This window comes from Segetibacter sp. 3557_3, assembly GCF_004354985.1.
Taxonomy (GTDB): domain Bacteria; phylum Bacteroidota; class Bacteroidia; order Chitinophagales; family Chitinophagaceae; genus Segetibacter.
The window spans coordinates 98,663-112,603 of record NZ_SMSK01000007.1 but is presented as its reverse complement, the minus strand read 5'-3'; the positions used below and the strand labels follow the sequence as shown (position 1 = coordinate 112,603).

At 46.3% G+C, this 13,941-nt stretch carries 12 protein-coding genes; 2 read left to right on the top strand and 10 right to left on the bottom strand.

Features of this window, described 5'->3' with window-relative positions; translation table 11 throughout:
• Positions 1-216: 216 nt before the first annotated feature.
• From EXU57_RS12700 to EXU57_RS25115, 6 genes are all read right to left on the bottom strand, one after another.
• Positions 217-1,893: an ATP-dependent DNA ligase gene (locus tag EXU57_RS12700; protein ID WP_243745586.1), complete on the bottom strand. Its 1,677-nt coding sequence runs from the start codon at positions 1,891-1,893 to the stop codon at positions 217-219.
• Positions 1,894-1,896: 3 nt separating this feature from the next.
• Positions 1,897-2,955, bottom strand: coding sequence for a ligase-associated DNA damage response exonuclease (locus EXU57_RS12695; RefSeq protein WP_133268592.1), 1,059 nt, complete (start codon positions 2,953-2,955; stop codon positions 1,897-1,899).
• Between the two features lie 123 nt (positions 2,956-3,078).
• Entirely contained in the window at positions 3,079-4,272 is a 1,194-nt protein-coding gene (locus EXU57_RS12690) for an ABC transporter substrate-binding protein (RefSeq protein WP_133268591.1), read from the bottom strand.
• Positions 4,273-4,290: 18 nt separating this feature from the next.
• Positions 4,291-5,826 carry a glutamine-hydrolyzing GMP synthase gene (guaA, locus tag EXU57_RS12685; protein ID WP_133268590.1) on the bottom strand — a complete coding sequence of 512 codons (1,536 nt, stop codon included), beginning with the start codon at positions 5,824-5,826 and terminating at the stop codon, positions 4,291-4,293.
• Positions 5,827-5,990: 164 nt separating this feature from the next.
• Positions 5,991-7,373: a T9SS type A sorting domain-containing protein gene (locus EXU57_RS12680; RefSeq protein ID WP_133268589.1), complete on the bottom strand. Its 1,383-nt coding sequence runs from the start codon at positions 7,371-7,373 to the stop codon at positions 5,991-5,993.
• A 181-nt stretch (positions 7,374-7,554) separates the two neighbouring features.
• Entirely contained in the window at positions 7,555-7,722 is a 168-nt protein-coding gene (locus EXU57_RS25115) for a hypothetical protein (protein ID WP_165958125.1), read from the bottom strand.
• 179 nt (positions 7,723-7,901) lie between these two features.
• Between EXU57_RS25115 and EXU57_RS12675 the strand changes: the two genes are divergently transcribed.
• Entirely contained in the window at positions 7,902-8,117 is a 216-nt protein-coding gene (locus EXU57_RS12675) for a hypothetical protein (protein ID WP_133268588.1), read from the top strand.
• A 146-nt stretch (positions 8,118-8,263) separates the two neighbouring features.
• On the opposite strand, the gene EXU57_RS12670 is transcribed toward EXU57_RS12675, so the two are convergent.
• The 3 genes from EXU57_RS12670 to upp all read right to left on the bottom strand — a co-directional run bounded on the left by EXU57_RS12670 (position 8,264) and on the right by upp (position 11,067).
• Positions 8,264-8,959, bottom strand: coding sequence for a DUF4197 domain-containing protein (locus tag EXU57_RS12670; RefSeq protein WP_133268587.1), 696 nt, complete (start codon positions 8,957-8,959; stop codon positions 8,264-8,266).
• Between the two features lie 388 nt (positions 8,960-9,347).
• Positions 9,348-10,352 (bottom strand): PorP/SprF family type IX secretion system membrane protein, encoded by a 1,005-nt coding sequence (locus tag EXU57_RS12665; protein ID WP_133268586.1) that lies wholly within the window; start codon positions 10,350-10,352, stop codon positions 9,348-9,350.
• 64 nt (positions 10,353-10,416) lie between these two features.
• On the bottom strand, positions 10,417-11,067 hold the full coding sequence (gene upp, locus EXU57_RS12660; protein WP_133268585.1) for a uracil phosphoribosyltransferase: 651 nt from the start codon (positions 11,065-11,067) through the stop codon (positions 10,417-10,419).
• Positions 11,068-11,258: 191 nt separating this feature from the next.
• Here upp and EXU57_RS12655 point away from each other — a divergent pair, with 191 nt between their 5' ends.
• A complete protein-coding gene (locus tag EXU57_RS12655; protein ID WP_133268584.1) occupies positions 11,259-12,353 on the top strand; it encodes an anhydro-N-acetylmuramic acid kinase in 1,095 nt (364 codons plus the stop codon).
• Here EXU57_RS12655 and EXU57_RS12650 read toward each other — a convergent pair.
• Positions 12,350-13,885, bottom strand: a complete 1,536-nt coding sequence (locus EXU57_RS12650) for a PAS domain S-box protein (protein ID WP_133268583.1) — start codon at positions 13,883-13,885, stop codon at positions 12,350-12,352. The genes EXU57_RS12655 and EXU57_RS12650 overlap by 4 nt on opposite strands.
• Between the last annotated feature and the right edge of the window lie 56 nt (positions 13,886-13,941).

Genomic DNA, 13,941 nt, shown 5'->3' with positions numbered 1-13,941 from the left:
ATATTTTGCGGAAACGAATAGGTTGATGTATGCGTTTACATTTTCGTATGGACCTGTTCTCCGGTTTGCAATTACCCTTTTAAAGCAGGAGAAAAAGATGACCAATGGTTTGCCATTGAACTGAGCGTAGCAACGATGAAGCCATAAAAAACTTCAGCTGGTCCAAAAAGAATCCCTGCTTTCGTGAAGCGGTATCCCGTTAGAAAGCAGCAAATGTCACGACTTGGTTCCGTACACCTCGAGCATTTTCTTCAGGTCGTCGAGGGTATTAATCTCTTCAACTTTCTTGTCTTTTCGCCATTTGCTCATGCGTGGAAACCGGAGGGCAACCCCGCTTTTGTGCCGGTTACTTGCTGCAATACCTTCAAAGGCGATTTCGAATACCAGCTCGGGCTTAACAGTTCTTACGGGGCCAAACTTTTCGATGGAATTCCGTTTTACGAACGCGTCGACCTGGGCAAACTCCTTATCGGTTAAGCCGCTGTAAGCTTTGGTAAAGCTCACCAGTTTGTCGCCATCGCGAACCGCAAAAGTATAGTCGGTATACAGGTTGCTTCGTCTTCCGCTTCCCTTTTGCGCATAGATCATTACCGCATCGATTACAAGCGGATCAATTTTCCATTTCCACCAATCGCCAACTTTCCGACCAACCTGGTATGCCGACGATTTCTTTTTGATCATAAAACCTTCAGCGCCCTGCTCTCGTGATGAACGTCGCATTTCGGCAAGTTCGGTCCATGTATTAAACTGCACGACCGGCGAAAGCAACAGGATGGGTGTATTCAGCGGCTGTACAATTTCCTCGAGTTTTGTTCGGCGCTCTGAAAGGGGCCGGTTTCGCCAGTCTTCGCCTTCAAACTCCAGCAAGTCGTAAGCGAAAAAGGTAATGGGTGCATCCTGCAGTTGTTTGCGCGTAATATTCTTTCGGCCAATCCTGGTTTGAAGCAAGGCAAATGGCAGTGGTTTTTCATCAACACTTGGTATGATTTCTCCATCAATGACGGTTCCTTCGGGCAAGAGGTTGTTCAAAATGTGGTACTCCGGAAATTTATCGGTCATCAATTCTTCGCCCCGGCTCCAAACGAAGAGCTGGTTATTGCGTTTGATTACCTGGCCACGAATGCCATCCCACTTCCATTCTACCTGCCAGTCGTTGGGATCACCCAGCGTTTCGGGAGCCTCGTCGAGCGCATAAGCAAGATAAAAAGGGTAGGGGCGTGAGTGATCGATAATGCGCACGTCGTCGTCGAGAAGTTCCGCAAAGCCCACTGTTGAAGGATCCCAGTTTCCACTTATGCGATGTGCAATTACCGAGGCATCTAGCGTGGTTACCCGTGCAAGCGCGTTGACCATTGTTTTTTGCGAAACACCAATGCGAAAAGAGCCCGTAATCAGTTTATTGAAAACATACCGCTCACTTTGGTTCATCTCCTTCCAGCTATCGAGAATGAATTGTTTTCGAATGGCTTCTTCCTGTTTGTCGATTTTTATAAAGTGCTCGATATAATAGTGGAGCGGCTTTGCCGTCGAGGTCAAAGGATCATGCGTTTCGGGCAACAACAGGGAGATGGTTTCGCCAAGGTCGCCAACGGTGTGGTAACATTCGCCAAAGAGCCAGCCGGGTATATTGGCCATTTCGATACACCAGGCAATTAACTGGTTTGAGTTTACCACTCTCCGGGGACGGCGCCCGCTAAATATGGCAATTACCCAAACCTTGTCTTTATCCGGTGCGGTATTAAAATAATTGGCAAGGGCTTCGAGCTTGTCGTTGGTTTTCGTACTCGTTCCGATGACTTTTACCAGGTCAGCAAATAAGCCTATACCGGGTTCCTGTATTTCGGCATGCGCTGAGTCGACACCGGGAATTATATCGTGGCTGGGTTCAGACATTCGCTATTCAACGTTTTCGTTTATGTCTTCTACGGCTGACTCCTCCGGCTCTCCTTCTTTTACGTTTGCCGGTGCATCTTCTTCATCGTTACCGTATTCTGTTTTTACTTCCGCCGCTTCGATGCCATTTTCATTTAAGTAGCGGCTGAATGCAGCCTGGAAACCATGGGTAACAAAAACTTTCTGCGCACCTGTTGCTTTGATGGCATCCATCAATCCATACCAGTCTGCATGATCGCTCAGCGGAAAACCAGCGTCAACATTTCTGCGTCGTGCATTACCCCGCACCTGCATCCAGCCACTGCAGACACCAACGCTGTAGGGTGAAAAGCGTTTCATCCATGGGGTACCATCGGCACTGGGAGGAGCAATAATCACGCTGCCACGATAATCTTCTTTCGGGACCTCCGGGGTAACCCTGCGAACGACCGGCAGCTTCCAGCCCGCCTGAACCAGCACCTCATGGGTGTTCCAGATAGCACCGTGTACGAATATTTTATCGGTTACCTCAGCAATAGCCTGCAAAACGCGCTGGGCCTTGCCGAGGCTGTAAGCGATGATAACACTTGCCTTGTCGTCGGCCTGGTTTTTCCTGATCCAATGCTGGATGTCGGCATAAATCTCAGGCTGTGGTTTCCAGCGGTATATCGGTAACCCAAAAGTTGACTCGGTAATAAAGGTATGGCAGGGAACCGGCTCGAAAGCACTGCTAATTCCATCATTCTCGGTTTTATAGTCGCCACTTACAACCCATACTTCGCCGCGGTATTCGACCCGGATTTGTGACGAACCAATGATATGGCCCGCCGGGTGTAGCGATACGGTTACGCCATTGATAACTATCGGTTCGCCCCAGGGTAGGGTTTGATATGGATTTTCGCCCAGCCGCAATTGCAGAATAGGTTTGGTATCGGTATGGCAGAGATAATTTTTTGAACCCCACCTTGCATGATCGCTGTGCGCGTGGGTGATGATCGCATGGTCAACCGACTTCCACGGGTCAATATAGAAATTGCCCGGTGCACAATAGAGACCTTTGTCGGTGAAGTCGATGAGCGGCATGCGATTGCAGGAGTTAACAGGATTACAGTATAGCTAAAACAATAATGCCAGCCGATGGTTTGATTATCAATGGCTGACACTTTAATATAGTTGCAGTTGAATGTTCTGCTTTGCCTCTGGTTGCTAATAAACGCCTTTGAGGTTTCCTTCCTGCTTTTTTATAAAGTACAATTTTTTGTTTTCGTAATAATCTATGCTGTCCGTTCTGCCTTTTACCGGCTGAATATCGTATTCGTTAAAAACAGAAAACGACTTATCGGTTAGGTTGCTGGAAAGTTGCCCCTGGTGCTTTTGCAAAAGTTTGGTAAAATGATAAACGGCCTCGAAGCCCCGGTAAACCATATCGCTGGGGCGGCTTTTATATTTCGACTTGTAAGTGCGGGCAATATGCTGGGTGAGTTGATTCTGGTTGAAAAAGAATGGTGTTGAATAAACAATATCAACAAACCGGCAATCAGGGTTTCCCAGTTCTTTCATTCCATCCCAGGTAGGCATGCCGACAGCAGTAGTGCGGTATGCTTCATTCGCGCTCATGGTTCTTACCACACGCAAACCGAATTTTTCAAGCGGCGAGGCAACTACCACCACGTTGTTCGTCATACTATCCAGCTTCGAAATCAATTGTCTTGCAGGAAAGGAGTCGCTTAGTTCAAGCCACCTCATCCGTACCGGAACCCCAACAGCTGTTTTATTTAATTGGGTGAAAGTGTTTCTGATATAATCCTCAACGGCTCCCTTTCGCTTTACAAACAGGATATCATCGGTGGGGTGATACTTTTGCAGGTACTTGAATACTCCTTCAACATGGGTTTGAAAAGCAGAGTTGAGCAATACGAAATTCGGATTGTTGGTGACCCCTGTTGTATTTGGATAACTGGCGGAAATAACGGGGATTCCCCGTGTTGCGCCCAGTGTTGCAAAGGCGGTGAGTTCTGACCCACTAGTGATAGAGGCAATGATCAGGTTGGTATTGGCGAACCCTGCAGATGTAAAAACCTGTTCCAGTCTTTTGTAGGGGTTTTTGGTATCAAAAATGCTGATCTCAACAGAAACCCCTTCCTGGTTCAGGCTGTCTACGGCCATCATTACCCCATTATAGAATTCAAGACCGGGCAATATGTTCCTTGGCAGGCTTAATTTTCCCAGCTTGTACTCATCTCCGTCAAAGGCATCCTCCAGGTATAAAGGTGCAAAAACAGCTACTTTGAATGTTTTTAAGCTGTCGATCTGCGCAAATGCAGTTGAGCTGGTAAAAATGGTGAATAGAAAGCAGCCAAATAGTAACCTAAACGTCATGCCGGGTTGAATTTCTGACACAGCGAACAAATTTGGTGCCTATTCCCACTCGATTGTTGCGGGCGGCTTGCTGCTGATGTCGTAAACAACCCGGTTTATACCCCTTACATTATTAATGATTTCGTTGGAAACAAATGCCAGGAACTCATAAGGAAGGTGTGCCCAGTCGGCGGTCATACCGTCAACTGAGGTAACTGCGCGCAGTGCGATGGTATGTTCATACGTACGTTCATCACCCATAACACCTACACTTTTGACGGGCAGTAATATCGCGCCGGCCTGCCAGATACCGGAGTAAAGCTTGTGTTCTTTTAAAGCTCTAACGTAAATGTCGTCGGCCTTCTGCAATAAGGCAACCTTTTCGGCCGTAATCTCACCCAGGATCCTGATGGCAAGTCCGGGGCCGGGAAACGGATGCCTGAATAATTGGTCATGGGGTATGCCAAGTTCGAGTCCTACTTTGCGAACTTCATCCTTAAACAGGAAGCGTAGGGGCTCCACCAGCTTCAGGTGCATTTTCTCGGGAAGGCCCCCGACGTTATGGTGTGATTTTATGGTTGCGGAAGGGCCGTGCACACTTATGCTTTCGATTACATCAGGATAGATGGTACCCTGCCCCAAAAAGTCAATTCCTGATAACTGGTTTGCTTCATCCTGGAAAACGTCGATAAAAAGGCCTCCGATAATTTTCCGTTTTCTTTCCGGGTCGGCGTGCCCGTGAAGCGCCTTATAAAAAAGGTCTTTTTTATCCACCCCTTTTACATTCAGGCCTATTTCGCCGTAGGTCTCCAGTACCTGTTCAAATTCGTCTTTCCTAAGCACACCGTTGTCAACAAAAATACCGTGCAACCTGTCGCCGATCGCCCGGCTGATGAGGGTTGCGGCAACAGTGCTGTCGACCCCGCCACTTAATGCCATGATCACGTGCCCGTCGCCAATCTTTGCTTTTAAGTCGGCAATGGTCTCCTGTACAAAAGCTGCAGGTGTCCAATCCTGCGAACAATGACAGATATTGACGAGGAAGTTCTGAATGATTTTTTTGCCTTCCGTAGAATGGTACACTTCGGGGTGAAACTGAAGTGCGAGCAAAGGCTTGTTGATGGGTTCAACCTGTTTGAATGCCGCAATCGGTATGCTTTCGGTGGTTGCCAATACTTCAAATCCTTCCGGCAATTGCAGGATGGTATCGCCATGGCTCATCCAAACCTGGGAATGAGAGGAAACGTTTTCAAGCAATGGATCGTTTTGCACCACCTGTAGTGTTGCCCGGCCATATTCGCGGGTGTTGCTTTTTTCAACCTTGCCACCAAACATTTTCGCGGTAAGTTGCGCGCCATAACACACGCCAAGCACCGGAACTTCCCTGGTAAATGCAGGAATGTCAACAACCGGAGCCTTTTCATCGTTTACGGAAAATGGCGAACCACTAAGGATAATTCCTTTTATACCTGCCTCCAGGGTGAATGATTTATTGTAAGGGATAATTTCACAAAAAACGTTTGCCTCACGAACTGCACGTGCAATCAACTGGGTATACTGGCTGCCAAAGTCGAGGATCAGAATCTTTTCGGTCATATCGTTGTTGGCGATTAGGGGTAGGTAAAATTGCTGCGAAGGTAATTGAATCGGATATTACTGGTACAAAGCAAACCCCTGTTGCCCAATTAGCCATTGCAGTCGTGTTGTAAAACAAAAAAGCCGCTCCCCCAGGAAACGGCTTTCTTATATGCATGAAGCAACTATTGAACTATAATCGAACTAATTCCGGTTTGGCTTTGTGTTTCGCCAACCACTTTTAAAAGGTAAGTGCCGCGTGCGAGATTTTTAGGCAGGCTATAATTCTGAACCTGCATTTTTCCTGCTATTGAAATTTGCCTGGAGTCAATCAGCTGGCCGCCGATATCCAGCAGCTGCAGGGTGTATCTACCGGCTGCTTGGTTAGAGAAGGAAACCCGCACATCGCTTCCGGACCTTGCAGGGTTCGGGTACACACTAAATGCGGTACGTTGTAGTTTGTTGGTAATGCGCTCTTCTGCGATTACCGGAATGCTAAGCTGTTCAGGCGCTTTGTTGTCCTTTTTTTCTGCAGTTGCGAGTGCGCTGCCGGCAAGATCGGATGCATTGAAAACGGTACCGTCGTTATTGATTTTCTCTGCCTGCAGTGTAACAAGGTCGAAACGATAATATCCTTCGGTTGAGTTTGCACTGCTTACAATGATGCTGGTCCCTTTTTCCACTGTTGCACCGTTGGTGCTAAAGCCCCGGGGCAAACCGGTAATTGCTCCTTTATAGGTTGCTTTTAAAGCCCGAACATCGATTTTAAAAACCGCCCTGTTTGCGGTTATCACATACAGGTCGCCTTTTTCATCTGCGATCATATCGCCACCATGGCTCATGGAGCTGCTGATCGAGTGGGTGTCGTCGGCTTCATCATCCGCGATCGCCCCCAGGTCGGTGATCTCAGCTCTTTTGTTAGTGGTGAAGCGCAGGAGGTGAGCCGCATTATTACTAAGTGCATAGCCGATGCCATCAACAATAACCATCCTTGTTACCTGGTTTTTTACATCCCATTGTCCGGATACAACACCAAAGGGTTCGTCTTCAAAGTAATAAACGGTGGGTGTTTTTGCTTTCAGGTCAATATACCTGAGCTGGTTGATGCCCATAGGCGTAAAGTAGAGCCGATCGTGTTTTTTGTCGTAGGCACATGCCGCAGAATTTGTAGAAAACGGTTTGTCCATTTTTACCGGTGCATAACGATGATATACCTTCCGCTCCATGTATATCGGCCGGCTTTGCGCTCCCTGGGCAGGTGTTCCGTCGCTCTGAATAGGGTTCCGGTAGATGACTATTCTCTTTGTCTCAGGTTCCGCAGCAATTGTCTGGTCTTTTTTCACAACGGGCTTTCCTGTTCGTGCGTTTAAGATTTCGGGGTTATCGGCAGAGCTGAACACCCGTTTAAGCTCCTGCCCCGTGTTCAGGTCGATTAGTCGGACCTCGTTCCACGAGGAATTTCCTTTTTCCGATGCAGTTAGTGCGTATGCTGTTGTTTGTTGGTGCCGCTGGGCGTTAAGTTGCAAGCTGGCAATGGTTAAAACAGAGAGTAGAATTTTACTTTTCATAGCCTTAAATTTTTTTTTCACTTTTAAATTACAATGAATTTCGTAGTAATTAAAAAAATGTTAATGCCAGAGAAAGATTATATTATGAGCGGTAAGTTGATCGGGATGTTGTATAAGTTCGGTGCTAGCTAACGTGTTAGTTGATATAACAAAAAGACCGGCCTGCAAGACCGGTCAGTTTTTAGAAGGGATTATCTGTGCCCTTTACTTCAAGATCTTCTTTGGGATCAACCAATCCTTTTAACTCGGTTAAGTTTGGATCTGATTGTTGCTGTTTTTCTTCTGTTGGCTTTACAGCGTTTTCCTCTTTTTTCTGCTCATCTTTTTTTGGGTCTGGAAACTGGTTCATAGCTATGTTTTAACATCGGGTAAAACAACCATACCACGGCTAAGCATTACAATAAATGGTAATGGCTGCGCTAGTTTGTATGAAAATGGGCCTGTACACCTATGCAGTCAGGATTAAAAATGAGCTGTTTAAGTTTGCCACGTATGGAATTATTATATTAGCGGCCAAATAAAAAAGTTATGGAGATCGACGAGTTTAAGAAGCTTTCAATGGAAGAGAAATTATCTGAGCTTAAATACAATGGCGAACTGCTCGGACCATATGAAAGAAATAACGAACACAACAACTCTAAAACACCGGGCGACATATACGAATTGTACGATTTCTGGGTTTACCTGAGTGAAGACGAAAAAATAATTGTTCCATCGCGGCGAAACCCGCTTGAAGTATCATAAGCGTCAGTAATCAACGTGGCATTTGGCTTCAGGGACATACGGTAGTGTTTACCTGATTGCTATATATACAAAGAGGCTGTCTTTCATCGAAGACAGCCTCTTTTTTATGGTGACGAATTACGCACCATCAGGATTTCGTACCGAACTTACGGCGTTGCGGTGTTCCAGTTTCTTGAGAAAACCTTTTGAAGCAATGCGGTGGATCTTGCATTTGCGTCGTTACGTACCAGGGTTTCTTTTTCTGCGATCTTCCTGAACATGGCTTCAGTTACAAGTCCCGCCATCAGTTGCGAAAGGTCTACGTTCAGCTTGTTCCCAACAATCGCCTGTACAGGTTTTGTTATGGAGTTCCACTGGTCGTTCAGCTTGTATTGTTCAAGCGCATTCAACATAATGGGTTTTACCGCGCGTCTTACACTATCGCCGGTTTCTACACGCAGGTAGTCGGTTGCAGCAGTACCGCTGTTGCGAATGATACGCATCGCATCGTTAAACTTCATATTGTTGATGCTGTTGATGAAAACGGGGATCGAAGCAGTGGCAGTCTGTTCTGCTGCGCTGCTAAGGGTGGTGGTAAAACGGTCAACCTCATTGGTCAGACCAAGCGTATTGAGCGTGTTCAATGCCCTTTTTACCGGCTCCGGAAACAGGGTCGAAAGTATCTGGTCTTTGCTAAATGCACCTGTAATGCCGTTGTCTTTAGCACCAAGTTCAAGTAGTTGCCTGATGGCCGCAGCGGCATCTCTTTCGTTTAATGAATAGCCGGCCAAACGCGAACTTCCGCAAGACCAGGTAAGGGGTAATAAACAAACCAGGAGCAGGGGAAGAAAAACTTTTTTCATAACAATTTTTTTAGGGGTTGCACCACAATATGTAGGTGCTTGTGGCTAAGAAAATAGCTTGCCGGATTTGTAAATCAATTTGTTAAAGTGCCCATACGGTACTCGTGCGCAGATGTTGAATCATTTTGATACCAACAGTCGAGGGCATGGCAGCGATGGTTGCGACGCTCCGTTCAACGGCATAACCTTGTTGAGCCAGTTAAAACCTGCATACAACATGACAAGCACAAAAACTTAAAACCATAAACAGCAGGATACGAACACTGCAAAATGGAAGGGTAAACCTGGAGAGCAGGAGAAGATTTGTGCAAGCATAAACTGTAACATGCTACAGGTAAAACAACTAAGCCTGCTGTCGGTTGCAGCAGCTGTTAACAATAGAAAGGTATTAAAACTTAGGGCAGGGAAGACCTTTGGTTCCTGGAGCCTTGCGGGTATAAATAAGGGAGATTTCCATTCCTCCACGTCCACCGGCAGCAGTTTTTAATGAAGATATGGTGGCGTCGTAAGTAGCACCAAGCCGAAAATCGCCCCATTCCAAACCTACATAAGGTATTACTGCATCATTAACGCGGAGCCAGCTTCCTACATAAACACTGGTAGGGTTTTCTGTTTCTGTTGCTACAACAAGCTCCAGAGCACCGCCAAGCACCGTTTCACTTGTTTTAGCCTGGGTGCTGAATAAGCCGCTAAGGTGTAACCTGTTTGTAGCACCTACCGGGAAATAGCCACCTGCATGAAAGGTTGTACGCGGGTTAAGCAGGAACAAGGCGCCGGTAAATTGTTGTTTAGGCCGGTTGATGTGGTACATCGAAATACCCGCATAGTAGTTATTGTCGTCGCTTGTACTGCCGGAATATAGTAAGCCGGCATTAAGGTCGAAGTAACTGTTTTTTAGAACGGTGTTGTTGAAGATTTCGGATGTTACCCCGGTGAATCCTGAAGAAGTAAGCTGGTCGGCAAACTTTAGGTTCATCACGTTGATCATCATGTTCGAGTAAGTGCCCTGGAACGCAGCACCAATCTGGTGGTAACCATCCTCATCCAAACCTTTATGAAAGGCCGTTGAGGCCGTCAGATAATTGAACTTTACTGCGCTGTTTGCACTCTGGTCGGAATAGCCCATTACACCCACACCCCAGGTGTCGTTTTCTGCAATCAGGTTTTGCATAACCGGGAGATCAACTGAAACCGTTGTAGTGGTATAAGCACGGTTGATTGTGGGCCATTGGTTGCGGTAATTTCCGGCAACACGGATGTTGCCATTGAACTTACCCGTAAGTGCCGGGTTAAGCGTGAGCGGCGAGGCAAAAAACTGGGAGAAATGCGGATCCTGACCGTAAACGCAACAAGTAAGTGTACAAATAAGAGCAGTGAATATAATTCTTCGCATCACGATCAGTTAAAAAATAGTTAGACAGAAAGTTAACGAAATCTGTTGCATAAAATTGTAAATTCTACATCTGAACTTTCGAGCCAAAGGCAAGGTCGCCTGCGTCACCAATGCCTGGAACGATGTAGCCTTTAGCAGTAAGTTCGTCATCGATCTCGCCGCACCAGATCTTTACATCAGGTTGCTCGCGGTGTACATACTCGATCCCAACCGTGCAGGCGATGGCCACAACAATGTGTATCTGTGAGGGGGCACCTTCTGCCTTCATATTATGAATTGTCTTCACCAGCGACGAGCCTGTTGCAAGCATAGGGTCCGTGATAATCACGATCCGACCCTCAAGCGGTGGAAAACTCATGTACTCCAGTTGTATCTCAAAGGTTCCGTCGATGTGGTGTTTGCGGTAAGCCGAAATAAAAGCATTATCTGCCCGGTCGAAGTAATTCAGAATACCGTTGTGCATGGGAAGGCCGGCTCTCAGGATCGTTGCAACAACGGGTTGTTCTCTCAACACCTTGGTTGAAGCGGTGCCCAGGGGTGTTTGTATCTCTACTTCCTGCCAGGGAAGTTCCTTGCTTATCTCATAAGCGGCTATCTCGCCGATCCTTTCAAGGTTGCGGCGGAAACGCATACGATCACCCTGCACTTCAACATTTCTTAATTCCCCCACCCAATTACTTACCAGGCTGTGTTGTTCGCTTAAATTGATGACCATATTGACGTTGCAGATTTCAGTAGCTTGCGGCTTGAAAATTACAGTAAATCTTGGATGTGACACGGCCTGGTTTCCTTTTATTTTATTGTCGTCGTTATTGGGTTGCTATGCTAATCTATACCGGAAGTAACCTTTACCCGGCGGATATGCTCCGCCTGCCCTAATCATCAAACCCCCTTAAATAAAACAATATGACGTATCGGGTGATCGGAATAATGAGTGGCTCTTCACTGGATGGTCTCGACATTGCCTTTATCGAATTCAATGAGAGTGGTGGTAAATGGGCCTATGAAATTTTGCATGCAGCCTGCCTGCCGTACTCCGATGAATGGGTGCAAAAACTTGCCAGTGCCACCTCGCTTTCGGCCTACGAATACCTGTTGCTGCACGCCGCTTACGGAAAGTATATTGGAGAACGGGTTAACGAATTTATAGGGCAATATGCACTCGAACACCGGGTACAGCTGATCTCTTCGCATGGACACACTACCTTTCATGCACCTGAACTCGGCATGACTGCCCAGCTTGGCGATGGTGCAGCCATAGCAGCCGCAACCCAGATAAATGTAGTATCAGATCTGAGGGCGTTGGATGTAGCGTTTGGCGGGCAGGGGGCACCTATTGTACCTATTGGGGAGAAACTGCTCTTGCCCGAATATGATTTTTACCTAAACCTGGGTGGAATTGCCAACATAGCGTATATGACGGAAGCCGGTTATGTGGCTTACGACATTTGTCCCGCCAACAGGGTACTCAACATGATCATTGAAAAGGAGGGACAAAAATTTGATGAGGGTGGAAGGCTCGCAGCCTCGGGTAATATCGATCATGGCCTGCTCTCCAGGCTGAAAGCATTTGCTTATTACGATAAACCTTACCCAAAGTCACTTGCAAATGATTTTGGCACCACCGAAATTTTTCCGTTAATCGAGTCAACAAAAAGAGCTCCCGCTGATGCCCTGCGCACCTATGTTGAACATATTGCCATGCAGGTGGTCTCCTCGATACAAAAGGATACGAACCTACCCGCCGGACCCGGAAAGTTGTTGGTAACAGGTGGCGGGGGATTTAATCACTTTCTTATACAACGGCTTTCGCAGCTTTTATCGGCCATCAATATCGAAGTGGTTTTACCCGACGAAATGCTCATCAATTATAAGGAAGCCCTGGTAATGGGCCTTATCGGCGTACTCAGGTGGCGCGAAGAGTATAATGTAATAAGTACGGTGACGGGAGCAAAAAGAGCCTCGATTGGCGGAGCCGTTTGGATCGGGCAGGAAGGTTAATTGTAATCCTGCTGTTCGGTATCCGCAGTTTGCTTTACGATATCTTTAATTACCATGTCAAGCCGTTCGGCCGAAGCATGAATGTACTGCAGCAATTGCTGGTTGCCAGGATCCGCAAAGTTGTAGTGGTCGATGGCCTCAATAAGGCCAAGCAGATTTGCCAACGGTGCTCTAACGGAGTGTGAAGTAAAGCTTGCAATCTCCCTAAGCTTTTTGTTTTGCTCCTCTATTCGTTTCTCGTACCTGCGTCGCTGGGTAATATCGTGTAAGTGGCAACCAACCCCGATAATGGTTTTTTTGTCGTTGTAAATCGGGTTGAAACTAATTGTTGTCGTTTTGTTCAGAATGTCCATGTCGTAGGTAAACTTTTCACCCGACAATGCCCTTTGATATAAGCCCCGCCATAACCTGATGTGCTCATTTCCGCGTGCCTGGTTAAGCGCAGTTTTACCTACGTATATTTCCTCTTTAAACAGGTATTTGTAATTTGTTTCGTAGGCGTAATTATATGTGAAATACCTGAAGTCGTAATCAACTCCCCAGATCAGGTCATCAGTGTTATTGATGAGCGCATTTAAGTTTCTTTCATTTTGCAGCATCTTCCTTTTGCTCTCGCGTTCGGCAGTAATATCCCTGAAGAAAACCAATAGTCCGTGCTCAAATGGATATCCCGAAATCCGGAACCAAATATCCTTTCGATCGTAATAGCTCTCAAAGTGCACCGAGTGCTGGGTACGCATAGCTGTAAAAAATTTCTGCGTACCAGGGAAATCAGGTGTATGGACAAACAGGTCGGTAAGTTTTTTTCCCACGATTTCATCGGGGCCAATTTCGGCCAGTTCCTTTAGTTGATTGTTGCTTTTTATAACCCTGAAATCTTTACTGATAATAAAAAAGCCATCGGTTATGCTATTGATCAGGGTATTAAGTTCACTGTTTGTTTGTGAGAGCTTTTGTTCAAGTTGGTTCTTTTCCGTTATGTCGTGTGCCATCACCAATCTACACGACAGATCTCTAAATTCGAGCTCGTGCGTTACAATCTGTACCATCATCGTACTGCCGTTTTTCTTCCGGTGTTTCCATACGCCTGAACTGAATTTATCAGTAATCAGTTTTTGAAGATGTTGATCCATTTTAACCAATTCTTCCAGTGGTCTGAGGTCCCGAATGGTCATTGCAAGAAACTCTGCTTCACTGTAACCATAGTTTTCGATCGCGGATTTATTTACGGTTTGAATAGTGAGTGTATCTATATCGTAGATCCACATCGGTATAGGGTTGTTCGCAAACAGCTGAAGATAATCGAGTTCTGTTTTACGGGCCTCCTTGTTCGAGTGAAGAATAAGCACATATATAAGACAGGTAACTGCTGAAATAAAAGCGACCCCTTTATAGGTCTGAAATGCAGTAAGCGACTCAGGTGTAAAATCGGTGGAAAGTAGTAGAACTTTGTCGCTTAAGATGATCCATGCTATAGCCGTCAGCATAAAAATCAGGCTGATCTTAACTTCTGGTCTTTTTAGAATTTGCATGGTATTAAAGCCTGGGCGGTAGACGGGTTAAATGTAAGCGTTATTTAACATGTCGT

Bases quoted from the DNA above. Each gene is read 5' to 3' on its own strand.
- EXU57_RS12650 (WP_133268583.1), bottom strand. From the start codon at position 13,885: ATGCAAATTCTAAAAAGACCAGAAGTTAAGATCAGCCTGATTTTTATG.
- EXU57_RS12680 (WP_133268589.1), bottom strand. From the start codon at position 7,373: ATGAAAAGTAAAATTCTACTCTCTGTTTTAACCATTGCCAGCTTGCAA.
- EXU57_RS12675 (WP_133268588.1), top strand. From the start codon at position 7,902: ATGGAGATCGACGAGTTTAAGAAGCTTTCAATGGAAGAGAAATTATCT.
- EXU57_RS12665 (WP_133268586.1), bottom strand. From the start codon at position 10,352: ATGCGAAGAATTATATTCACTGCTCTTATTTGTACACTTACTTGTTGC.
- EXU57_RS12700 (WP_243745586.1), bottom strand. From the start codon at position 1,893: ATGTCTGAACCCAGCCACGATATAATTCCCGGTGTCGACTCAGCGCAT.
- upp (WP_133268585.1), bottom strand. From the start codon at position 11,067: ATGGTCATCAATTTAAGCGAACAACACAGCCTGGTAAGTAATTGGGTG.
- guaA (WP_133268590.1), bottom strand. From the start codon at position 5,826: ATGACCGAAAAGATTCTGATCCTCGACTTTGGCAGCCAGTATACCCAG.
- EXU57_RS12670 (WP_133268587.1), bottom strand. From the start codon at position 8,959: ATGAAAAAAGTTTTTCTTCCCCTGCTCCTGGTTTGTTTATTACCCCTT.
- EXU57_RS25115 (WP_165958125.1), bottom strand. From the start codon at position 7,722: ATGAACCAGTTTCCAGACCCAAAAAAAGATGAGCAGAAAAAAGAGGAA.
- EXU57_RS12695 (WP_133268592.1), bottom strand. From the start codon at position 2,955: ATGCCGCTCATCGACTTCACCGACAAAGGTCTCTATTGTGCACCGGGC.
- EXU57_RS12655 (WP_133268584.1), top strand. From the start codon at position 11,259: ATGACGTATCGGGTGATCGGAATAATGAGTGGCTCTTCACTGGATGGT.